This window comes from Massilia pseudoviolaceinigra (assembly GCF_030846505.1).
Classification (GTDB): domain Bacteria; phylum Pseudomonadota; class Gammaproteobacteria; order Burkholderiales; family Burkholderiaceae_D; genus Telluria_A; species Telluria_A violaceinigra.
The window spans coordinates 31,893-54,335 of record NZ_JAVCWL010000020.1 but is presented as its reverse complement, the minus strand read 5'-3'; the positions used below and the strand labels follow the sequence as shown (position 1 = coordinate 54,335).

General features: G+C 64.2%; 17 protein-coding genes. 9 read left to right on the top strand and 8 right to left on the bottom strand.

Features of this window, described 5'->3' with window-relative positions; all coding sequences use genetic code 11:
• Window positions 1–151: 151 nt before the first annotated feature.
• The gene (locus RBA40_RS19845) at window positions 152–1,183 is read left to right on the top strand and encodes an adenosine deaminase (protein ID WP_306649484.1); all 1,032 of its coding nucleotides are present in this window, start codon (window positions 152–154) and stop codon (window positions 1,181–1,183) included.
• Window positions 1,184–1,201: 18 nt separating this feature from the next.
• Window positions 1,202–3,733 (top strand): ABC transporter permease, encoded by a 2,532-nt coding sequence (locus RBA40_RS19840; protein WP_306649483.1) that lies wholly within the window; start codon window positions 1,202–1,204, stop codon window positions 3,731–3,733.
• 11 nt (window positions 3,734–3,744) lie between these two features.
• Here the strand turns inward: RBA40_RS19840 and RBA40_RS19835 are convergent, their stop codons facing one another.
• Window positions 3,745–4,749 carry a response regulator gene (locus RBA40_RS19835; protein WP_306649482.1) on the bottom strand — a complete coding sequence of 335 codons (1,005 nt, stop codon included), beginning with the start codon at window positions 4,747–4,749 and terminating at the stop codon, window positions 3,745–3,747.
• A 20-nt stretch (window positions 4,750–4,769) separates the two neighbouring features.
• On the bottom strand, window positions 4,770–6,080 hold the full coding sequence (locus RBA40_RS19830; RefSeq protein ID WP_306649481.1) for a sensor histidine kinase: 1,311 nt from the start codon (window positions 6,078–6,080) through the stop codon (window positions 4,770–4,772).
• Window positions 6,081–6,232: 152 nt separating this feature from the next.
• On the opposite strand from RBA40_RS19830, the gene cqsA reads away from it, so the two are divergent.
• From cqsA to RBA40_RS19815, 3 genes are read left to right on the top strand one after another with little or no spacing between them, the layout of a single operon-like run.
• Complete coding sequence (gene cqsA / locus RBA40_RS19825; RefSeq protein WP_306649480.1) at window positions 6,233–7,477, top strand: alpha-hydroxyketone-type quorum-sensing autoinducer synthase; 1,245 nt, start codon at window positions 6,233–6,235, stop codon at window positions 7,475–7,477.
• A 32-nt stretch (window positions 7,478–7,509) separates the two neighbouring features.
• A complete protein-coding gene (locus tag RBA40_RS19820) occupies window positions 7,510–7,899 on the top strand; it encodes a group II truncated hemoglobin (RefSeq protein WP_099875544.1) in 390 nt (129 codons plus the stop codon).
• 4 nt (window positions 7,900–7,903) lie between these two features.
• Window positions 7,904–9,229: a DNA recombination protein RmuC gene (locus tag RBA40_RS19815; RefSeq protein ID WP_306649479.1), complete on the top strand. Its 1,326-nt coding sequence runs from the start codon at window positions 7,904–7,906 to the stop codon at window positions 9,227–9,229.
• Window positions 9,230–9,389: 160 nt separating this feature from the next.
• Here the strand turns inward: RBA40_RS19815 and RBA40_RS19810 are convergent, their stop codons facing one another.
• The 6 genes from RBA40_RS19810 to RBA40_RS19785 form a co-directional block, all read right to left on the bottom strand.
• Window positions 9,390–10,268, bottom strand: a complete 879-nt coding sequence (locus RBA40_RS19810; RefSeq protein WP_306649478.1) for an MHFG family PEP-CTERM protein — start codon at window positions 10,266–10,268, stop codon at window positions 9,390–9,392.
• Window positions 10,269–10,589: 321 nt separating this feature from the next.
• Window positions 10,590–11,873 carry a molybdopterin molybdotransferase MoeA gene (moeA, locus tag RBA40_RS19805; protein ID WP_306649477.1) on the bottom strand — a complete coding sequence of 428 codons (1,284 nt, stop codon included), beginning with the start codon at window positions 11,871–11,873 and terminating at the stop codon, window positions 10,590–10,592.
• Window positions 11,874–11,892: 19 nt separating this feature from the next.
• Window positions 11,893–12,504, bottom strand: a complete 612-nt coding sequence (gene mobA, locus RBA40_RS19800) for a molybdenum cofactor guanylyltransferase MobA (RefSeq protein WP_306649476.1) — start codon at window positions 12,502–12,504, stop codon at window positions 11,893–11,895.
• Window positions 12,505–13,626: a GTP 3',8-cyclase MoaA gene (moaA, locus tag RBA40_RS19795; protein ID WP_306649475.1), complete on the bottom strand. Its 1,122-nt coding sequence runs from the start codon at window positions 13,624–13,626 to the stop codon at window positions 12,505–12,507.
• A complete protein-coding gene (chrA, locus tag RBA40_RS19790) occupies window positions 13,619–14,953 on the bottom strand; it encodes a chromate efflux transporter (RefSeq protein WP_306649474.1) in 1,335 nt (444 codons plus the stop codon). The genes moaA and chrA overlap by 8 nt, the downstream gene beginning before the upstream one ends.
• A gap of 86 nt (window positions 14,954–15,039) precedes the next feature.
• A complete protein-coding gene (locus RBA40_RS19785) occupies window positions 15,040–18,261 on the bottom strand; it encodes an Rne/Rng family ribonuclease (protein ID WP_306649473.1) in 3,222 nt (1,073 codons plus the stop codon).
• Between the two features lie 686 nt (window positions 18,262–18,947).
• Here RBA40_RS19785 and RBA40_RS19780 point away from each other — a divergent pair.
• The 4 genes from RBA40_RS19780 to RBA40_RS19765 all read left to right on the top strand — a co-directional run bounded on the left by RBA40_RS19780 (window position 18,948) and on the right by RBA40_RS19765 (window position 22,079).
• A complete protein-coding gene (locus RBA40_RS19780; RefSeq protein ID WP_208640126.1) occupies window positions 18,948–19,940 on the top strand; it encodes an RluA family pseudouridine synthase in 993 nt (330 codons plus the stop codon).
• 66 nt (window positions 19,941–20,006) lie between these two features.
• The gene (locus tag RBA40_RS19775; RefSeq protein WP_306649472.1) at window positions 20,007–20,666 is read left to right on the top strand and encodes an HAD-IIIA family hydrolase; all 660 of its coding nucleotides are present in this window, start codon (window positions 20,007–20,009) and stop codon (window positions 20,664–20,666) included.
• A complete protein-coding gene (locus RBA40_RS19770; protein WP_306649471.1) occupies window positions 20,663–21,043 on the top strand; it encodes a Rieske (2Fe-2S) protein in 381 nt (126 codons plus the stop codon). The genes RBA40_RS19775 and RBA40_RS19770 overlap by 4 nt, the downstream gene beginning before the upstream one ends.
• A 37-nt stretch (window positions 21,044–21,080) precedes the next feature.
• Window positions 21,081–22,079, top strand: a complete 999-nt coding sequence (locus RBA40_RS19765) for a S49 family peptidase (RefSeq protein ID WP_306649470.1) — start codon at window positions 21,081–21,083, stop codon at window positions 22,077–22,079.
• Window positions 22,080–22,443: the final 364 nt, after the last annotated feature.

The window sequence follows — 22,443 nt, the reverse complement described above, 5'->3', positions numbered from 1 at the left end:
ATAGTGCACGAACTCGGCGTCCGATGGCGCACGAAAATCGCCTTTCGTGTCACACATTTTCCGCCTCGACATTTGCCCGCGGCGCACTCGCGGCGTGCGCTTGCGCTACACTGCGCTCTGACGACACACCTATTACCGACGGAGAAATACGATGCTGAACGACCAGATGAGAAATATTGTGCTACAGATGCCCAAGGCCGAATTGCACATCCACATCGAAGGTTCGCTCGAACCGGAGCTTATTTTTGCGCTCGCGCAAAGAAACGGTGTTTCCCTGGCTTACAGCTCGGTGGAAGAGTTGCGCGCCGCCTATGCCTTCAGCGACCTGCAATCCTTCCTCGACATCTATTATGCGGGCGCCAGCGTCTTGCTCAAGGAGCAAGACTTCTACGATATGACCATGGCTTACCTCGTGCGTTCCCACGCCGACAACGTGCGCCATGCCGAAATCTTCTTCGACCCGCAAACCCACACCGCGCGCGGCGTGCCGTTCGAGACGGTGATCAACGGCATCTGGCGCGCCTGCCAGGACGGCCCCATCAGCGCGACCCTGATCATGTGTTTCCTGCGCCACCTGAGCGAAGACGACGCCATCGCCACCCTGGAAGAGGCCTTGCCCTTCCGCGACAAGATCATCGGCGTCGGCCTCGACTCGTCCGAGCGTGGCCATCCGCCAGAAAAATTTACCCGCGTGTTCGAGCGCTGCCGCCAGCTCGGCCTGCGCCTGGTGGCCCACGCCGGCGAAGAAGGACCGCCGGCCTACATCGAAACCGCGCTCGACGTGCTCAATGTCGAGCGTATCGACCACGGCGTGCGCTGTCTCGAGAGCCCGGAACTGACCGCGCGCCTGGCAAAAGAGCAGATCGCGCTGACCGTCTGCCCGCTGTCGAACATCAAGCTGCGCGTATTCGGCGAGATGGAAGCACATAATCTCGTGACCCTGCTCGACGCCGGCCTGGTGGCCACCGTCAATTCGGACGACCCGGCTTACTTCGGCGGCTACATGAACGATAACTTCCTGGCCGTGTTCGACGCCTTGCCGCTCACCGCCGCCCACGCGCGCCAGCTGGCCCGCAACAGCTTTACTGCCTCGTTCCTGGCGCCTGAAGCGAAGCGCGCCTTCCTCGCCGAAGTCGACCAGTTTTTTGCCAGCGCCAGTGCCGGCGCCAACGCCACCATCTAGATCGATCGCCACGCTGCCATGCTGATTCAATCGCTTCGAATGACCGCGCGCGACTGGCGCGCCGGTGAACTGCGCTTCCTGCTGATCGCCCTGATCATCGCCGTCTCGGCGCTGTCGTCGGTGGGTTTTTTCATCGACCGCATGCGCAGCGGCCTCAATCGCGATGCGCACCAGCTGCTCGGCGCCGACCTGCTGGTCAATGCCGACCAGCCGCTCGATCCCGCCTGGCGCGCCGAAGCCGTCAAGCGCGGCCTGGTGCTGGCCGATACGGTGACCTTCCCCAGCATGGCGCAGGCGGGCGAGGGCGATCAGTCGGTGTCGCAGCTGGCGGCGATCAAGGCCGTCTCGCCCGGCTATCCGCTGCGCGGCCAGCTGCGCATCACCACCAGCCTGGATCAAGCCAGCGCCGCGCTGGGCGACAAGACCCACACCACGCCCGCGGCGGGCACGGTGTGGGTCGACCCGAATATTCTCAGCGCGCTCAAAACTGGCGTCGGCAGCCGCATTCGCGTGGGCGACAAGGAATTCACGATCGCCCAGCTGATCGCCTCGGAACCGGACCGCGGCCCCTCGTTCGCCAATTTTTCGCCGCGCGTGATGATGTCCCTGGCCGATCTGGCCGCGACTAAGCTGATCGACAACGGTTCGCGCGTCACCTACCGCCTGCAGGTGAGCGCTCCATCGAACAACGACACCAAGAGCGTCAAGGCATTCGAAGAATGGATCACGGCGCGCATCGACGCCGACAAGGTGCGCGGCGTGCGCGTCGAATCGCTCGAAAACGGCCGCCCCGAAATGCGCGCCACGCTCGACCGCGCCGACCGCTTCCTGTCGCTGGTCGGCCTGCTCTCGGCCATGCTGGCGGCGGTCGCCGTGGCCATGGCCGCGCGCCGCTTCATGCTGCGCCACCTGGATGCCTGCGCCATGCTGCGCTGCCTCGGCCTGACGCAAAACCAGGTCACCATGCTGTACCTGATCGAATTCGCGCTGGTCGGCCTGGTTGGCAGCGCGCTCGGGGTGCTGGTCGGCTTCGGCGGCCACTACGTGCTGATGCAGCTGATCGGCTCCATGCTCAGCACCGACCTGCCGCCGGTCTCGTTCCTGCCCGCCCTGCAGGGCATCGCCACCGGCATGCTGCTGCTGGTCGGCTTTGCGCTGCCGCCGGTTCTGCAATTGCGCAATGTGCCGCACAACCGCGTGATCCGGCGCGAACAGGCCGCGCCCAAGCCGATGGCGCTGGCCACTTACGGCCTGGGCCTGATCGTGTTCGTCGGCCTGATGCTGTGGCAGGCGGGCGACGTCACCCTGGCGCTGTCCACCGCGGCGGGCTTTCTGGGCGGCTTTGCCGTTTTCGCGCTGGTGGCGTGGGGCGGCCTGGCGTTTCTGAAGACGCTGCGCGGCGCGATCGACAACCAGAGCTGGCGCTTCGCCGTCACCTCGCTGCAGCGCCGCCCGGGCGCCACCATCGTGCAGGTGGTCTCGCTCGCGCTCGGGCTCATGGCCTTGCTGCTGCTGACCGTGGTGCGCGGCGACCTGATGACGGCCTGGCGCAGCGCCACGCCGCCGGATGCGCCGAACCGTTTCATCATCAACATCCTGCCCGACCAGAAAAACGAAGTGGCCCGGCGCATCGCCGCCGCCAAGGTCAGCGAAGCGCAGCTGTTCCCCATGATCCGCGGGCGCCTGACCGCCGTCAACGACAAGCCGATCACCGCCGCCAGCTACGACAACGACAATGCGCGCCGCCTGGCCGAGCGCGAATTCAACCTCTCGACCACGGTCGACATGCCGGCCTCGAACCAGATCGTGGCCGGCCAGTGGTACAAGGACGCGCCGGGCGTGGCCGAAGCTTCGGTCGAGCAGGGCATCGCCAAGACGCTGGGCCTGAAACTGGGCGACAGCATGCGCTTCGATGTCGGCGGCACCGTGGTCGACGCCAGGGTGACCAGCCTGCGCAAGCTGGAATGGGGCTCGATGCGGGCCAATTTTTTCGTCATCATCAACCCGGGGGCGATGGAGAAAACCTCGCAAACCTTTATGACGGCGTTCCACCTGCCGCCGGCGCAGAGCGGTTTCACCAACGCCCTGACGCGCGATTATCCGAACCTGACGGTGATTGACGTGAGCGGCATCATCCGCCAGTTGCAGGAAGTGCTGGACCAGGTGGTGACCGCAGTCGAATTCCTGTTCATGTTCACCCTGGCCTCCGGGGTGCTGGTGCTGTACGCGGCCCTGATGGGTTCGCAAGATGAGCGCACCCGCGAATCGGGCCTGCTGCGCGCGCTGGGCGCCACCCGCAAGCAGCTCTCGCGCGCGCAGTGGATCGAGTTCTCGCTGGTGGGCGGGCTGGCCGGTCTGCTGGCCGCGTCGGGCGCGGCCGCGCTGGGCTGGGCGCTGGCCACCTACCAGTTCAAGTTCCCGTGGACCTTCAGCCCGATGGTGTGGCTGGCCGGGCTGGTGGTGGGCGCGCTGTGCGCCATCATCGGCGGCTGGCTCGGGCTGCGCAATGTGCTGCGCCAGCCGCCGTTGCAGACCTTGCGCGGCACCTGAGCAGGCTCGCCTCAAGGCGCCGCCGTCTCGTGCTCCCGCTCGCGCAGGAAAGCCTCGAACGGGTGGGCTGGCTGTTCCAGCTCGCCCGGCGCCAGCGGGAACAGTGCCCAGTAATAGTTGGTCTGCGCCCCGCGGCAGCACTGCGCGGGCGCGGTCCAGCGGTGCCAGTTCTTGGCGAAATCGCGCGCATACATGCCGTCGCCCTCGCGAAAATACGGCACGATGCAGCGCTCGCGCACCGCCTGCAGGAATGACGGCGGCGCGTCGTTATCGCAACCGACCTCATAGTGCGCGTTCATCCCGGCCTCGGTTTCGACCACCATCAGCTGGGCGCGTCCGCGCGCATCGTATAGCAGGATGCCGGCCGGATTCGGATACAGATAGTGTTCCACGATCCCGTGCTGGTCCGCCACCATGCGCACCACCGCGGAAAACGCCGGGTCGCTCAGGAAGCTGTGGTTGTGCAGTTCCAGCAGGTCGCGCAGCGGGTCGGAACGGGCCGCGAAATACGCCTGCTGCAGCGCCACGATTTCGGCTTCGAGCTTGTCGAGCGCACCGTCATCGCTCTTTTTGATGTAACGGTCGATCAGGCCGCGGTTGAAGGCGTCGACCGCCACCTTTTCGTCGGCCACGCCGGTAAACAGGATCTTCTTGCAGGGCAGGTGGCGCAGCGCCTCGCACAGCTCCAGCCCATCCATCTGCGGCATCGAATAATCGACCACCACCACCGACGGCGTCATGAAGCGCTCCGGCTCGAAGCTGATGCGGTGGATCTGCTCGATGTCGAAGGCCACGTTGCAGCCCTCCTTCGATCCGGGATAGGTATCGTGGCTGGCCGCCAGCCGGCCCGGCTGGGGCTCGCCGTGGGCGCCGATCCAGGCCAGCGCGCTGCTGGTGTCGGCAAAACATTTGCTGGCCAGCGCCGGATCGAGCTGGAAGGCGACGCTTTTGAGGAAACTGTCGCTGTCGTCGATCAGGACGGTCAGGCTGGGATGGCTGTAAATCGGCAGGGGCATGCTGAGCCTTTCATATGGGGTCAATGCGGGGGCGGCGGCGCGGGCACGCGCGGGAATTCGAGCACGAACATGGTGTAGCCAAGCTCGCGCGAGACGCAACGGATGCTGGCCTGCCAGGCATCGATGATGTCCTTGCACAGGGCCAGGCCGATGCCGGCGCCGGAACTGGGTGGATACGAATAGAAGCGCTGGAAGATCATCGGCAGGTGGCGTGCGGCGATGCCGCAGCCGGTATCGATCACCAGCAGGCGCGGCGTGTCGGGACGGCCGTCGACGACGATGCGGATGCGTCCCTTGCCGGCCCGGTGCAGTGCCTTGAGGGCGTTGCGCAGCAGGTTGAGCAAAATGACGACCGACAGCTCGTGCTTGCCGGCGAAGCGGAAGTCGCCGCGGATGTCGACGCTGACCGCATCGCGCTGCGACTGCGCCGCGAACGGATAGCGCCGGATCACCGACTCGACCACCTCGCGCATCGACACTTCCTCGGTCGCTTCGAGCTGCTGCTCGACCGCGCTGGCCGACAGCAGGAACAGATCGATCATGTGGTTCATGTGGCGCACCTCGTACTGGATGCGCGCCATCGCGTCGCCCATCGCCTGCCAGTCCGCCTCGCTGGCCTGGGCCGCCGGCGTGATGCGGCGGTGGATGCCGCGCACATTGGCCTCGACGCTGATCAGCGGCGTGCGCAGTTCGTGCGACACGCTGGCCAGGCCGTGCGCCATGCCGGCCAGCTTCTCGCGCGCCAGCGCCCCGCGCCCGGCCTTGGCCACCGATACCGCGACGATGGTGAAGGCGTAGATCGGCAGCTGTTCCAGCACCGTGGAGCTAAGCATGAAAGCCGGTTCGCCGACCAGGGCAAACAGGGCGCAGGCCAGCACGCTGCCGGTGGCGCAGGCGCTCAGCGCCAGGCGCGTGCGAAAGTGGAACAGCACCGTCAGCGCGATGAGCAGCGACTGGCTCCACACGGCCGAACCGTGATTCATCAGGTACATGAACGCGAACTGGAACGGCAGCACATAGGTCACCGCGATGAACAGATAGGCATTCACGAAGCGCCCGCACAACAGGCGCCCCGGGGCCAGTGCGGGCAGGCACAGGGCCGCGCCGATCAGGCGCAGCGTGAGGCTCTCGAACTCCTGCGGGAACCAGTAAGTCCAGATCGAATAATAGGCCGGCATGCCCAGGAAGCCGATCCACGCCAGCACGATGAAGCGTCCGGTCGCGTGGGCGTGGTGACGCTCGTTGTGCACCAGCCATCGCAGCAGCCAATGCAGGAGAAATTCGCGCAGACGGTCGGTGAAAAACGGGGCGGGGGCGCTGGCAAACATCATGGAAAGGTTTCCGGATTCGCAGTGGTGGGCTGGAAAGGACAATCTTGACCTATGTTGATATTTTGCAATTTGATATATGTCAAGCTCCATCGATGTTGCAGGAATGTCAAGGAAGGTCGGCACAGAATGGATAATTTTTCCAAGGAGAATTCATGTCTTTTGCTGCCGATCAAATTTCGCCTGCCGTGCGCGCCGAACTGGCCATGCCCTCCTTCGTTACCGGTCGCATGGATGAGCATTACGTGACCCGGGTCGCGCAGTTGCTGGGCGGCGAACATCTGCATGTCTGGACGCCGCCCCAGCCCGGCGCGATCATGTTGGCGAGCAACGATTACCTGTGCATTTCCGGCGAAGCGGCCTTGCTGGAGGCGCAGGCGCGCTGCCTCGTCAAGAACCGGACGGGCATGCTGATGTCGTCGGTATTCCTGCAGCAGGGCAGCCCCCAGCACCGGCTGGAAGCGAAGCTGGCCGCGTTCATGGGTGCCGAGGACGGGGTGCTGACCCAGTCCGGCTGGGCCGCCAACGTCGGCCTGCTGCAAACCATCGCCGGGCCGGGCGTGCCGGTCTACCTCGACATGATGGCGCACGCCTCGCTGTGGGAAGGCGTGCAGTCGGCGCAGGCCACCGCGCTGCCGTTCCTGCATAACGATGCGGCGCACCTGGAGCGCCAGGTACGCAAGCACGGTCCCGGCGTGATCGTCGTCGATGCGCTCTACAGCACCAACGGCAGCGTGGCGCCGTTGGCCCGGGTGGCGCGCATCGCCGCCGACAGCGGCAGCATCCTGGTGGTTGACGAATCGCATTCGCTCGGCACCCACGGCCCGCGCGGGGCCGGGCTGGTGGCGGCGCTGGGACTGAGCGGGCAGGTGCACTTTCGCACCGCCTCGCTGGCCAAGAGCTTTGCCGGGCGCGCCGGCTTCATTACCTGTTCCAGCCATTTCAAAGGCTACTTCCTGTCGGCCTCGCGCCCGGCGATTTTCAGCTCCTGCCTGCTGGAGCACGAACTGGCGTGGTTCGACGCGGCGCTCGACTTCATCGCCGGCGCCGACGGCCGCCGCGCGGCGCTCTCGCGCACCACGCGCACGGTGAGGGAAGGCTTGCGCGCACTGGGCTACAACGTCGACGACGGCAGCGAACAGATCGTCGCGCTCGAAGCCGGGCCGGAACCGCGCACGCTGGCGCTGCGCAAGGCGCTCGAGCGGCGCGGCATCCATGGCGCCGTGTTCTGCGCGCCGGCCACCGCCAAGAACCGCTCGCTGGTGCGCCTCACGCTCAACAGCGGCCTCACGAACGCGCAGTGCGCGCGCCTGCTCGACGCCTGCGCCGACATGCGGCTTGAGGTCGGCATGGATAGCTGGCCATCCACGCGGCGCCTGCGCCGCCTCACACTGGTCTGACAGCGGCGCGCCTGCTGCGCTATCATGGCGGCATGAGTGAACCACAAACCCTGTATGACGTCATCGGTGGCGAAGCGCGCGTGCGTGAAATGGTCGACCGCTTCTACGACCTGATGGAACTGGAGCCCGAGTTTGCCGGCATCCGCGCGCTGCATCCGCCGTCGATGGAAGGCTCGCGCGAGAAGCTGTTCATGTTCCTGAGCGGCTGGATGGGCGGGCCCGACCTGTTCGTCGAACAGTACGGTCATCCGCGCCTGCGCGCGCGCCACCTGCCGTTTGCCATCGGCAGCAGCGAACGCGATCAGTGGCTGCGCGCCATGGCGTGGGCAATGGAAGATATCGGCATCGACGAAGCGCTGCGCCTGCGCCTGATGGAGTCGTTCTACCAGACCGCCGACTGGATGCGCAACCAGCCCGGTTGATGCCATGACCCAGACCGAATTCCTGATCCTCGCCGCGCTGGCGGTGGTCATCATCATTTTGCAGGCGGTGCTTCTGCTGCGCGCGCGCGGCGCTGGCGGCGGCAGTAGGGCCGAGCTGGAACGGCTGGAACGCGAACTGCGCCTGGAACTGCAGGCCGGCGCCCAGGGCACGCGCCAGGACATCGGCGCCAGCCTTGCGCAATATCACGGCGCCACCGTGCAGCAGCTCGACAGCATGCGCCAGCAGATTCACCTGGCCAGCGTCAGCGGGCGCGAAGAGCAGTCGGCCACGCTCAAGCGCTTTGCCGACACCATGCACCAGACCCTGTCGGCGCTGACCGAATCGAACGCCCAGCGCATGCTGGAAGTGCGCTCGACGCTGGAAGCGAAGATCCGCGACCTGCAGAACGATAACGGCGCGCGCCTGGAAGAGATGCGCAAGACGGTTGACGAGAAGCTGCACGCCACGCTGGAAACGCGTTTGTCCGAATCGTTCCGCCAGGTGTCGGAGCGGCTGGAGCGGGTGCACCAGGGACTGGGCGAGATGCAGCAGCTGGCCATCGGCGTGGGTGATCTGAAACGCGTGCTCACGAACGTGAAAACGCGCGGCACCTGGGGCGAAGTGCAGCTCGAAATGCTGCTCGAGCAGGTGCTGACGGTGGACCAGTATGCCAAGAATGTCGAGACCATTCCCGGCAGCGGGGCGCGGGTCGAGTTTGCGATCAAGCTGCCCGGCCATGTCGAGGGCGGCGCGCCGGTGTGGATGCCGATCGACGCCAAGTTTCCCAAGGAGCAGTACGAGCGCCTGCTCGACGCGGCCGACCGGGCCGACGCCGACGGCGTGGCGCTGTCCGGGCGCGAGCTCGAACGGGCGGTGCGGCTGGAAGCGAAGACCATTTGCGACAAGTACGTGTCGCCGCCGCTGACCACCGATTTTGCGATCCTGTTCCTGCCCACCGAGGGGCTGTATGCGGAGGTCATGCGCAGGCCGGGCCTGGCCGACGATCTGCAGCGCACCTTGCGGGTGTCGATTGCGGGCCCGTCGACCCTGTCGGCGATTCTGAATAGTTTGCAGATGGGATTCCGTACGCTGGCGCTGGAAAAGCGTTCGTCCGAAGTGTGGCAGGTGCTGGGGGCGGTGAAGACGGAGTTCACCAAGTTCGGCGATGTGCTCACGCAGACCAAGCTGACCCTGGAAAAGGCGGCCAAGAATATCGAAAACGCTGAAGTGCGCAGCCGCCAGATGGCGCGCAAGCTCAAATCGGTGGAGGCGTTGCCGAGCGAAGCGGCGCAGCTGATGCTGGGGCCTGATATCGATAGCGAGGGGTAAAGCGCAGGTGTAGGCGCAAGCGCAAACGTAAGCGCTAACTTCAAAACCGTCATTCCTGCCACTGGCAGAAATGACTTCCCGCCTGCGCGGGAATGACGGATTTAGGGTTAGCGGGCAAGGGACGCTAAAGCAGCGACGAAGGCTGAAGCAGCAACGAAGGCTAAAGCCGCAACGAAGCCTTGCGCCGCCGCGCGGCACCGAGCACCGCAGCCAGCCCCAATCCCATCATCATCCACTGTTCCGGCTCCGGCACCGGCACTGCGGGCAGGTTGGTCTCCGGCACTGGCGTCAGGTCGATGCCGGTGGTCGGACCATCCCTGAACGGCGGTCCGAAGCTACCGGGCCCGATCGGCGGGACCGGAACCCCACCCTGATAGCCAATCAGTCCCGGTGGCGTGGTCGTTGCACGCTCCGCAATGGCCAGTTTGGGTTCGGCGCTGGTGCCGCGCAGCGCCAGCGCCAGTTCGCTTTCCGGTGGTGGCGGGTCCTGCGACAGCGACATCGACGAACCCGGCCCGCCTCCCTCGGCGCGGCCCCTTGACGGCCCGGTGGTGCCGAGGCGGCGAATGCGGCTCACATTACGGCACACGGTCGGCACCAGGATGCAGTGATCCCCTTCGCAGTACACCAACCCCGCCTGTTTGGTCTTGGAACTCCATCCGGCGCGCGAGACGCTGCCGCACACCGTGCCGGCGCCGAAATGCATGTCGCGGATCTTTGGTTCGTAGTAGTTCTGGCCCTTGATCGAGTCGCGTCCGATGGTGACGAATTCATCGAAATTGCGGTCGGCCATGCGCTCCTTGAGGCGCGTGCGCACCAGCGGCGGTATGTCGCGGTAACGGTCGACCGCCGCCACCACATCGCCCATGAACGGGTTCACGCCTGGGTGGTCCCAGCTGCATTTCTCGACACGGGTGCTGGACGCTGCCTGGACCGGGTTCGCCGCCAGTATCAGCACCGCCCCCAGCATGAATACGCAGGCCCGCACAGGCCCGGAAACCTTGTAACTTGCGACGGCAATGCTGCTTGCGGGCTTCATGATCTCTGACCAAATTGGTTTGGGTAGAGATTGATATTAGCAAGCGGGCTAGTCCGTTCTCCAATAAAACCTGACGATCTGACTGATAGTATTTTGCTATCAATGATGCTTTTAAGGCATTTCCCCTATGAAAACTCCGTAGAAACCTCTGCAATAAATACGCAAGCTAGGACAAATTAGAGTGACTGGAAAACAACAAAATTATCATAAATATCACGATTATCCGAATTGCATAATATTATTTTTATAACTGTTTGCGGGTTTTCGCCACTTTATGTTGCGAATGAGAATTTATTGGGGTAGGTTGACGCATTGCGTTGTTCAGATCAGGCCTTCGAACAGCATGATGTCGACCAGATCACCCGCATCGACGTTGCCTTGCTCATCATGCAAGATCACCATGCAGTTCGCCTCGCTCATCGAACGCAGGATGCCCGAGCCTTGCGAACCGGTGATGCGCACACTCTGCCGGCCCTCGTCATCGCACCCGAGGATGCCGCGCTGGTGCTCGGTGCGGCCCGGTTTTTTGCGGATGGCGCCGGCCGACCGCACCTTGAGCATCGGCAGCGGCGCCTCGGCGCCCATCATGCGCAGCAGCGCGTCGCGCGCGAAAAAGTAGAACGACACCATCACCGCCACCGGATTGCCGGGCAAGCCAAACAGGAAGGCACTGTGGCCGTTCGAGGCAATGCGTCCGAACGCGAGCGGCCGGCCCGGGCGCATGCCGATTTTCCAGAAGCTCACCTCGCCCAGTTCGGCCATGATCTGGCGCGTGTAGTCGGCCGCACCCACCGATACGCCGCCCGAGGTAACGATGGCGTCCACGTTTTCGCAGGCGTGGCGCAATGCGTCTTCCAACGCTTGCGGATCGTCGCGCACGATGCCCATGTCGACGATCTCGCAACCGAGGCGCGTGAGCATGCCGTGCAGGGTGTAGCGGTTGCTGTCGTAGACACAGCCGGCGGCGAGCGGCTGGCCGATCGAACGCAGTTCGTCGCCGGTGGAGAAGAACGCCACGCGCAGGCGCCGCGTCACCGGCACCGTGGCGATGCCGAGGGAGGCCAGCAGCCCCAGGTCGGCGGGGCGGATGACTTTACCCTTGCGCAGGGCGGCGCTGCCGGCCATCAGGTCTTCGCCCGCGAAACGGCGGTTGTCGCCGGTGCGAATCACGCCCGGGGCGATGGTGATGCTGTCCGCGCCGATTGCCGCGACCAGTTCTTGCGGGATCACGCTGTCGCAGCCGGCCGGCATGACGCCGCCGGTCATGATGCGCACGCATTCGCCGCTGCCGGGAACCACGTCGCACGGGCGGCCCGCGAACACGGTGCCCACCACCGCCAGGGTGACCGGTGCATCCGCCAACAGGTCGGCGCCACGCAGGGCATAGCCGTCCATGGCCGAATTGTCGTGCGCCGGCACGCTGATCGGCGAGACGATGTCCGCACCCAGTACCCGGTCCAGCGCCGCCAGCAGCGCTACCTGTTCGATGGCGTCGACCGGCTTGATGAAGTCGCGGATGATGCGCTGGGCGTCGCGCACGGGCAGGGCGTCGGGGTCGTAGGCGGACAAACAGCTGGTGACGTCGTTCAGGGTCGGCATGGTCATGGTGTGCTTGGGTGAGGGGTCATTCAGGTTCGCACTGGCGCAGTTCGTCCAGCGTGTTGATGTTGCGGAAGGCGGCAGCGTCGTCGAAGCGCACGCGTACCACCCTGATGCTGCCGTACCAGCCATCCATGCGCCGTCCGCCGCCGGCCAGGTAGGCTTCCAGCCGGGGCAGGGTAGCGGTCCTGACGAGGGCGAACACGGGCTGCGGCTGGATGCGTGGCACGCCATCCGGTCCGGCTTCATCGGTTTCGGCCAGCGCCAGGTCGGCGCCGTCGGCATCGAGGGCCCGGTGCAGGCGCGCTACCAGGTCGTGCGGCAGAAACGGCGAGTCGCACGGCGCCGTGAGCAGCAGCGGCGTGGCGCAGCGGGCCATGCCGGTGGCCAGCCCGGCCAGCGGACCCTCGAAACCGGTCAGCTGGTCCGGCCATACGGGTACACCGAATCCGGCGTAGACCTCCAGGTTCTGGTTGGCGTTGATGGCCAGGGTGGCAACCTGCGGCGCCAGGCGCCGCATCACATGCTCGGCCATGCTGGCGCCACGAAAATGCTGGAGGCCCTTGTCGACGTGGCCCATGCGGGTGCCGCGTCCCCCGGCCAGAATCATGCCGGTGATGTCGTTAGGTGTTGTCATTTAGCCGCCGATGTACGACATTTCGACGCGTTTGCCCTCGCGTAGGCCACCGCTTTCAATGCCGCTGGTGTTGATGGTACGGGTTTCGGAATAGCGGTCGGCGCGTACGTTCCACAGCGCGCCGACGGCGGTCGAGATTTCGGCATCGCTGCGCCCTTCGCGCAGCAGGGCGCGCAGATCGTGGCCACGGGTGGCGAACAGGCAGGTGTACAGCTTGCCCTCGGTTGACAGGCGCGCGCGCGAGCAATCCTTGCAGAAGGCCTGGGTCACGCTGGAGATCAGGCCGATTTCGCCGCTGCCGTCGGCGTAGCGCCAGCGCGCGGCGGTTTCGCCGCTGTAGTTGGCCTGCTGCGGCACCAAAGGCATGTCGGCCGAGATGCGGCGCGCCACTTCCGCCGACGGGATCACTTCGGCCAGGTTCCAGCCGTTCGATGCGCCCACGTCCATGTATTCGATGAAGCGCAGGATGTACGGGCTGCCCTTGAAGTGGCGCGCCATGGGCACGATTTCCTGGTCGTTCATGCCGGCCTTGACCACCATGTTGATCTTGATGGGCCCCAGGCCCACGGCATGGGCGGTGTCGATCCCGGCCAGCACGTCGGCCACCGCGAAGTCGACATCGTTCATGCGCTTGAAGGTGGCGTCGTCGAGCGAGTCGAGCGACACCGTGACCCGGTTCAGGCCCGCATCCTTCAGCGACTGCGCTTTTTTCGCCAGCAGCGAGCCGTTGGTGGTGAGGGTGATGTCGAGCGGGCGGCCGCTCGGGGTGCGCAGGGCGCTGAGCATGCCAACCAGGTGTTCCAGGTTCTTGCGCAGCAGCGGTTCGCCGCCGGTCAGGCGCAGTTTTTCCACGCCGTGGGCGACGAACAGGCTGGCGATGCGGGTGATTTCCTCGAACGAGAGCAGCGAAGCGTGCGGCAGGTAAGCGTAGTCCTTGTCGAACACTTCCTTGGGCATGCAGTAGACGCAGCGGAAATTGCAGCGGTCGGTGACGGAAATGCGCAAGTCGTGCAGGGGCCGTCCGAGTGCGTCGGCCAGCAGGCCGGTGGGCGCCTCGAGCCGCGCGGGGATTGCCGGCGACGGCGCGCGGCCGTCGCTGAGCATGATAATTTTTTCAGCCATGCCGATACGATAGCACGAGGCCCGCGACGGCACAGGCGGCGAGCAGTTTGATGGTCCCCACCTTGAAGCGGAACAGGGCCACGCAGGCGGCCGCGCTGATGGCGATCGCCGCGATGTCGATCTGGCCGTTGTGCACGAACACGTGCTGGCCGAAGAACACCGCCAGGCTGACGATCACGCCCACCACCGCCGCCGAAATGGCGGTCAGCGGCGCCGTCATGCGCACATTGTCGCGCGTCGCTTCCACCAGCGGGCCACCGGCCAGGATGAACATGAACGAGGGCAGGAAGGTGAAGAAGGTGGCCACGCAAGCGCCGGCTACGCCGGCCAGCAGCACGCTGCCGGGGCCGAAAATGGCGTGGCTCCAGGCGCCCACGAAGCCGACGAAGGCGACGATCATGATCAGGGGGCCGGGCGTGGTTTCGCCCAGCGCCAGGCCATCGATCATCTGGGGCGCGGTAAGCCATTGATAGTGCTCCACGCCGCCCTGGTAGACATAGGGCAGCACGGCGTAGGCGCCCCCAAAAGTCATCAAGGCGGCCTTGGTGAAGAACCAGCCCATCTGGGCCAGCGCGCCCGCCGCGCCGTAGCGCCACGCCAGCAGCAGCCACACGCCGGCGCCCAGGGCCAGGCCGCCGAGGGCCACGCGCGCCAGGCGCGGCCAGGTAAAGCGGGCGTGGGCCGGCGTGGGGGTGTTGTCGTCGATGAGCGCGATGCCGTACGAGGCGCGGCTGTCCGGGTGCTGGCCGCCCACCTGGAACTGCGCCGGCAGCAGCCGGCCGCCGACGAAACCGATGGTAGCTGCCACCAGCACGATCAGCGGAAACGGCAGCTCGCCCAGCGCGATGGCGAGGAAGGCGGCGACGGCAATCGCCAGCAAGGTGCGGTTCTTCAGCGTGCGCGAGCCGATGCGCCAGGCGGCGGCCAGCACCACGGCCACCACCGCGGGCTTGATGCCGTACAGGATACCGGCGACCACGGGCAGGGTGCCGTAGGCCATGTAAATCCACGACAGCACGATCAGGATCAGCAGCGAGGGCAGGAAGAACAGCAGTCCGGCCAGGATGCCGCCGCGGGTCTTGTGCAACAGCCAGCCGATATAGATGGCAAGTTGGGTCGCTTCCGGGCCGGGGAGCAGCATGCAGTAGTTCAGCGCGTGCAGGAAGCGCTGTTCGGAAATCCAGCGGCGCCGCTCGACCAGTTCGGTGTGCATCAGCGCGATCTGCCCGGCCGGCCCGCCAAAGCTGATGAAGCCGAGCTTGAGCCAGTACCAGAAAGCCATGCGCAGGGTGACGGGAGCGGGAGCAATATCGGCTGGAAGGGTCATCGTTCACTCAGGTTCAAAGAAAAGACGCTGGTTTTTAACGTAAAAAAGGGGAAGCCTCAGCTTCCCCTTTTTTTGTTGCGCCTTGATTACTGGCGGCTGGTGTCCACCTGGACCAGCGGCTCATCGACTTGCGGCGGCAGCGGCTTGCGCTCGCGTGGCACGCGCACCGGTGGCGCTGCATTGGCGGCCGCTTCCTGGGCTGCACGCAGCTTTTCAGGATCGGTGGCTGCCAGGGTCAGGCCGGCCGAACCGAGGATCTCGGAGAGGTCGGCAACCGGCGTCGCTGCAACTGGTGCTGGGGCAACCGGCGCTGCTGTAACTGGCGCTGCTGTAACTGGCGCTGGTGGCGCGACAGGGGCCGGCGCAGGTGCTGCGACAGGTGCTGGTGCCGGCGCTGCTTCGGCAGCCACTGGTGCAGCCATTGCTTCGGTAGCCGCTGCATCAGCAGCCGTCGTTTCGGCTGCCGCTGCTTCGGCAACCGCTTCCGCAGCTTCCTCCGCAACCGGATCGGCCGGGGTGAACATGGTTGCTGGCACGATTTCTTCGCGTACCGGAGCAACTACTGGAGCAACGGCTGGAGCAACGGCTGGAGCAACGGCTGGAGCAACGTCGGGCGCTGCTTCGGCTGGTGCTGCGGCAACGACCTCGGCCACTGGAGCTGGCTCGGCAGGTGCGGGTGCCGCTTCCATTACCGGGGCCGGGGCTGGTGCGGCTTCGACTGGCGCAGGCGCTGGTGCTTCCACTGGTGCCGGTGCCACTATGTATTCCGACACTGGCTCAGATGCGGCTTCCGCTTCAGCTTGCGCAGCTTCCACTGGTGCTGCCTCGGCGACAACCGGCTCGGCTGCGGCGAATACTGGCACTGCTGCTTTTTCGAAGGACGACGGTGCATCCGCTGGCGCTGGTTCGACGGTGAAGCTGGCTTCGTTGACAACGTCGCCGTCTTCGCCTTCCATGCCCTCGGCCTGGTCGCGGTCGCGGCGATTGCGGTTGCGACCGCCACGACGACGGCGACGGCGCGGCTCATCGCCACCGGCTTCGACTTCGATTTCTTCACCGTTCGGGCCGATCGTGGTGATCATTTTCGGCACGGCGGCTTCGTCATCGCCTTGCGGCACGGTGACATTAACCACTGCTGCGGCGGCCACGACCGGCGAAACCGCCAGTTCGTCGGTCTTCGCTTCGGCTACCGGGGTGCGGTAGTCGGCGCGTTCGCGCGGTGGACGCGGGGTGCGCTCAGTGCGCTCGCCACGTTCCGGACGCTCGCCACGCTCCGGGCGTTCCGCACGTTCGGCGCGCGGCGCCACTGGCGCGCCGGCGGCGTCGACCTGCGCTTCACGCGGCTCGCGCGGTGGGCGTGGAGGACGCGGCGGACGGGCGGCCTTGTCGGCGTCGCCCGGCTTGCCGGCGTCTTCCAGTGCGGCTGGCTTGCCCGGCTCGCGCTCAGGACGGCCGTCCGGCTTGCCGCCACGGGTGCGGGCACGCGGGCCACGGCCGTTGCGGTCTTCGCGGCCGGCAGGCGCTGCCGCCGGCTTGATCGGGGCCACGGGTGCGGGAGCGACGATGACGGGCGCTTCCTTCTTGAAGAAGAAGCCCATGATCTTGGCCAGGAAGCCTTCTTCCTCGGGCGCGGTCAATACCGGTGCCTGGACTGGCGGGGCGACCGGCTTGAGCACTTCGGAGCGGTCCACCATTGGCGCAGGCTGGTCCGGGGTGATGGTCTTGACGACGGCTTCCTGGCGCGGCTTGACTTCTTCCTTCTGGCGCTTGCTGTAAGCCATGTCGGTTTCAGCTTCTTCGGCCAGGTTGTAGCTGGCCTGGCTGTCTTCGAGGCGCGGATCGTCGTGCTTGATGCGTTCGAGCTTGTAATGCGGCGTGTCCAGATGCTTGTTCGGAATCAGGATCACGCTGATGCGGTGGCGGTTCTCGATCTTGAGCACTTCGCCACGCTTTTCATTGAGCAGGAAAGCGGCAACGTCCACGGGAACCTGCACGTGGATGGTGGCCGAGTTTTCCTTCATCGCTTCTTCCTGGATGATGCGCAGCACCTGCAGGGCGGACGATTCGGTATCGCGGATGTGGCCGGTGCCGGAGCAGCGCGGGCAGGTCACGTGCGAGCCTTCCGACAGCGAAGGGCGCAGGCGCTGGCGCGACAGTTCCATCAGGCCGAAACGGGAAATCTTGCCCATCTGAACGCGTGCACGGTCATGGTGCAGGGCGTCTTTCAGGCGCGTTTCGACTTCGCGCTGGTTCTTCGCCACTTCCATGTCGATGAAGTCGATGACGATCAGGCCGCCAAGGTCGCGCAGGCGCAGCTGGCGTGCTACTTCTTCGGCGGCTTCGCAGTTGGTATTGAATGCGGTGGTTTCGATGTCGGAGCCGCGCGTGGCGCGGGCCGAGTTGACGTCGACGGAAACGAGCGCTTCGGTGTGGTCGATGACGATGGCGCCGCCGGACGGCAATGGTACCGTGCGGGAATACGCGGTTTCAATCTGGTGTTCGATCTGGAAGCGCGAAAACAGCGGTACGTCGTCGCTGTAACGCTTGACCCGGTGGATCATGTCGGGCATCACGTGGCGCATGAACTGGTGCGCTTGTTCGTAGATATCGTCGGTATCGATCAGGATCTCGCCGATATCAGGCTGGAAGTAGTCGCGGATCGCGCGGATCACGAGCGACGATTCCTGGTAGATCAGGAAGGCGCCGCTGGCCGACTTGCCGGCGCCTTCGATCGCGCGCCACAGTTGCATCAGGTAATTCAAGTCCCACTGCAGTTCTTCGACATTGCGGCCGATGCCGGCGGTGCGGGCGATGACCGACATACCCTGCGGCAGGTCCAGCTTGTCCATCGTTTCGCGCAGTTCCTGGCGTTCTTCGCCTTCGACCCGGCGCGAAACACCGCCGCCACGCGGGTTATTCGGCATCAGGACCAGATAACGGCCGGCCAGGGAAACGAAGGAGGTCAGGGCGGCGCCCTTGTTGCCGCGTTCTTCTTTCTCGACCTGGACCATGATTTCCTGGCCTTCGCGCAGCGCTTCCTTGACCGAAGCGGTACGGACATCGACGCCTTCGCGGAAATAGGTGCGGGCCACTTCCTTGAATGGCAGGAAACCGTGGCGGTCTTCGCCGTAGCTGACGAAGCAGGCTTCGAGCGACGGTTCGATCCGGGTAATCACGCCCTTGTAGATATTCGACTTGCGCTGTTCGCGACCAGCGGTTTCGATATCGATGTCGATCAGTTTCTGACCGTCGACAATCGCTACGCGCAGTTCTTCCTGCTGCGTAGCGTTAAACAACATGCGTTTCATTTTTATTGACTCCGCGACCCGGGGGCCGTTCTAGTGCCGCTCAGCGCTGGGCGCGGGGCGGCGAAAAGTACAGGGATGTACGCGGGAAGGGAAGTGGAGGGTGGGTATGCCTTTTCGCACGGCGCAGCAACGCAAAGCGTTACGGCCGCGACAGGGCGCGGTGGGGTCGATCGACATGCCGAGTGCACGCATCACCTGCAACTTAGCTGAAGCAGCCCCGGTGTGATCGGGGCACAGACAAAGCCAGGCGGTGAGCAAATCAGTGAGCCAAACCGTAGCCAGCGAACATACTAAGACTTCGATACCAGGCTTAAACACCAGCCCTTATTCTCAAGCCTTCAGGATGAGGCTTACATCGGGTCGGGCGAAAACGACAAGCGTTATCGACGCCATCATCCGGCGAGCTGGCCCCGAGGGACAGCTTGCCAGTACTTATCCTTACAATTCCAAACAATCCATTCCGCAGCCTTGCGCGTTATCCGATTACAACAACGGTGCAACCTTGATTCGCGCCGGGATGTGCGTACACATTTTTTCCATCGAATTTGCAATTTGGCGGGGCCGATGGAGACGCCCCTGTGTAAAATATCGTTTTAATTCTTACACCAGCAGAGGTTTGACCGCCGCCTGTCGATTATATATTCAAAATGAAGGACTTAGAGAGAATTTCTGGGAAGACAGAGCAAATGAAGATGCAAAACGATGTTGTTCCCCCTTCATCACAGGCCCCCGTTCAAGCCCAATTTGTCACAATTACCGAAGAGGAAGCCGGACAGCGGATCGACAACTACTTGTTGCGGGTCTGTAAGGGCGTTCCGAAAAGCCATATTTACCGTATCCTGCGCTCGGGCGAGGTACGGGTCAACAAGGGCCGTATCGACCAGTTGTACCGGCTCGAAAGCGGCGATGTGGTGCGCATTCCGCCGGTGCGCGTGGCCGAGAAATCGACCGCCGTGGTGCCGGGCGCGGAATTCCCGATCCTGTTCGAGGACGCGCACCTGCTCATCATCGACAAGCCTTGCGGCGTGGCGGTGCACGGCGGCTCGGGCGTGTCCTACGGCGTGATCGAACAGTTGCGCGCGGCCCGGCCGGACGCCAAGTTCCTGGAACTGGTGCACCGGCTCGACCGCGAAACGTCCGGCCTGCTGCTGCTGGCGAAAAAACGCTCGGCCCTGACCAATCTGCACGAGCAGATGCGCGACGGCCTGACCGACAAGCGCTATCTCACCATGGTGTACGGCGACTGGAAAAACGCGCGCCAGCACATCAAGCTGCCGCTGCACAAGTTCACCACGGCCGATGGCGAACGCCGCGTCTGCGTGCAGGCCGGCGGCATGGAGTCGCATACCGTGTTCAGCCTGCTGCGCAAGTTCGACAAGTTCGCCCTTCTCGAAGCCGAGCTGAAAACCGGGCGTACCCACCAGATTCGCGTTCATCTGGCTTCGTCGGGCTTTCCCATCATTGGCGATGACAAGTACGGCGATTTTGCGTTAAACCGCGTCCTGCTCAAAGCCGACGCCACGCGCGGCGCGCTCAAGCGGATGTTCCTGCACGCGCACCAGATTACGTTTACCCATCCTGAAACCGGCAAGGATGTGACGATAAATGCACCGTTGCCAGCAGAGTGCGAACGTTTCTTGGTAAGCTTGGGGAAACCGCTGAACACAGCACCGCGCTAGTCTCACGAGAATAGTCCGCGTTGAACAATCCTGGAAGGAGCCGGCCGCCACAAGCGGCCGCAATACATGGCACGTAAGCAATTTGATCTGATCGTTTTCGACTGGGATGGCACCTTGATGGACAGCACGTCCACCATCGTCAAGTGCATCCAGGCCGCCGCCAGGGACCTCGGCTTGCCGATCCCGCGCGACGATGCCGCTTCGCACGTGATCGGCCTGGGCTTGCACGAAGCGATGCAGGCCGTGATGCCGAATATCGACCCCGCTTTTTTTCCGCGCATGGTCGAGCGTTACCGTTTTCATTTTCTGTCGAAAGACCACGAACTGGTGCTGTTCGACGGCGTTCGCGAGATGTTGACCGAACTGTCGCAGGAAGCTTACTTCTTGGCGGTGGCCACCGGCAAGAGCCGCGTTGGCTTGAACAGGTCGCTCAACGCGGTCGGGCTACTGTCGCAGTTCGACGCCACCCGTTGCGCCGATGAGACATTCTCCAAGCCGCATCCGGCCATGCTGCAGGAACTGACCCGCGAACTGGGGCAGGATCTGAAGCGCACCGTGATGATCGGCGACACCACGCACGACCTGCTGATGGCGAATAACGCCGGTGCGGCTGGGATCGCCGTGCAGTATGGTGCCCATCCGCACGAGCAGCTGAGCGCCTGCAATCCTATCTACTCAGCCGAAACCGTGGCCCAGCTGCGCACCTGGCTGAGCGAGAACGCATGATGGCGGACCAGACTGACGGCGTGCTGGTCTGCGGTTCGGAGCAAGTGCTCGAAGGCGGACGCGGCGTGCGTTTTGGCGTCAGCGCCTTCGGCGACAAGGCTACCGGTTTCGTGGTGCGTCACAAAGGCACGGTGTACGCCTACCTGAACCGCTGCGCCCATGTGCCCATCGAGCTGGACTGGGCCGAAGGCGAATTCTTCGAGTCAAGCGGCCTGTACCTGATGTGCTCCACCCACGGCGCCATCTATGTACCGGAAAGCGGCTTTTGCGCGGGTGGACCGTGCAAGGGCGGCCGCCTGCGCCCAATCGGCGTGCGCGAGGAGGATGGGCAGATTTACTGGCAACCCGACGAGTTCATCAAGCCGCCCGCGGCTTGAGCAAGCAGTACCGACACTCTATTATGTAAAGCGATTTATGAGCGACAACACTTTCGGCGATTCCAAGGAAACAGTGCTGGCAGCGGCACCGACCACCGGCAACTGGGAACGCGACACCCTGGAAAAGCTGGTTTTTGCCACCGTGCGCGAACAGCGCGCCACGCGCCGCTGGGGAATTTTTTTCAAGCTGACCTTCCTCGGGCTGGCGTTTTTCGCGCTGTGGGCGTTTTTCGATTTCGATTTCAGCGGTTCCGACATGGAAACGCTGGGGCGGCATACCGCGCTCATTGAAATCGACGGCAGCATCGAGTCGGAAGGAAGCGGCTCGGCCGATGTGGTCATCCCTTCATTGAACAAGGCATTTGCCGATGCCGGCTCGGTGGCGGTGGTCCTGCGCATTAACAGCCCGGGCGGCAGTCCGGTCCAGGCGGGCAATATCGTCGATGAGATCCTGCGCCTGAAACAGGCCTATCCGACCAAGCCGGTATATGTGGTGGTCGATGAAATCTGCGCCTCCGGCGGCTATTATATTGCCGCTGCCGCCGACAAGATCTTTGTGAATAAGGCCAGCATTGTCGGATCGGTCGGCGTGCTGATGGACGGTTTCGGCTTTACCGGCACGATGGAAAAACTCGGGGTCGAGCGGCGTTTGCTCACGGCCGGCGAAAACAAGGGATTCCTCGATCCTTTCAGTCCGCAATCGGACAAGCACAAGGCGCATGGCCAGGCCATGCTCAACGAAATCCACCAGCAATTCATCGCCGTGGTAAGGACCGGCCGCGGCAAGCGCCTGAAAGAGACGCCGGAGACCTTCTCGGGCCTGTTCTGGAGCGGCGCCAAGGCGGTCGATATGGGCCTGGCCGACGGCTTCGGCACGGTCGAGACGACGGCGCGCGATGTGGTCAAGGCCGAGGATATTGTCGACTACACGGCGCACGAAGGTTTGCCGGAACGGGTGCTGAAGAAATTCGGTGCGTCAGTGGGGGCGGGAATGGTCAAAACCCTGGGGCCAGCGGCACGGCCGGCGTTGCATTAATATCGCGAGGCGAATATTTTCCTTGTAAGTTCGGGCAGGTGTCCTATATTAGACCTGTAGTTCTTTCCAAGGGAGGCCGATATAAAAAGTACACCCTGTGTTGGCAGCATATTGTTTGAAATGAACTACTAACCGCATCATGATGCGGCATAGAGAGAATTACAATTCCTCGCATGAAGTCCTCTCACCGGGACGTGGAAGCGGCGGCGTGAAGCCGCCGTTTTCCATCCAGCCGATGTTATTCCCGCCATTGTTTATTCCACCATTGTTTATTGCGCCATCTTGTCGGTCGGCGATCGCCTGGCCGTACCGGTTGGATATCGCCGTCGATGAATAATGTTCGGCCACTTGCGCGCGCCGCACC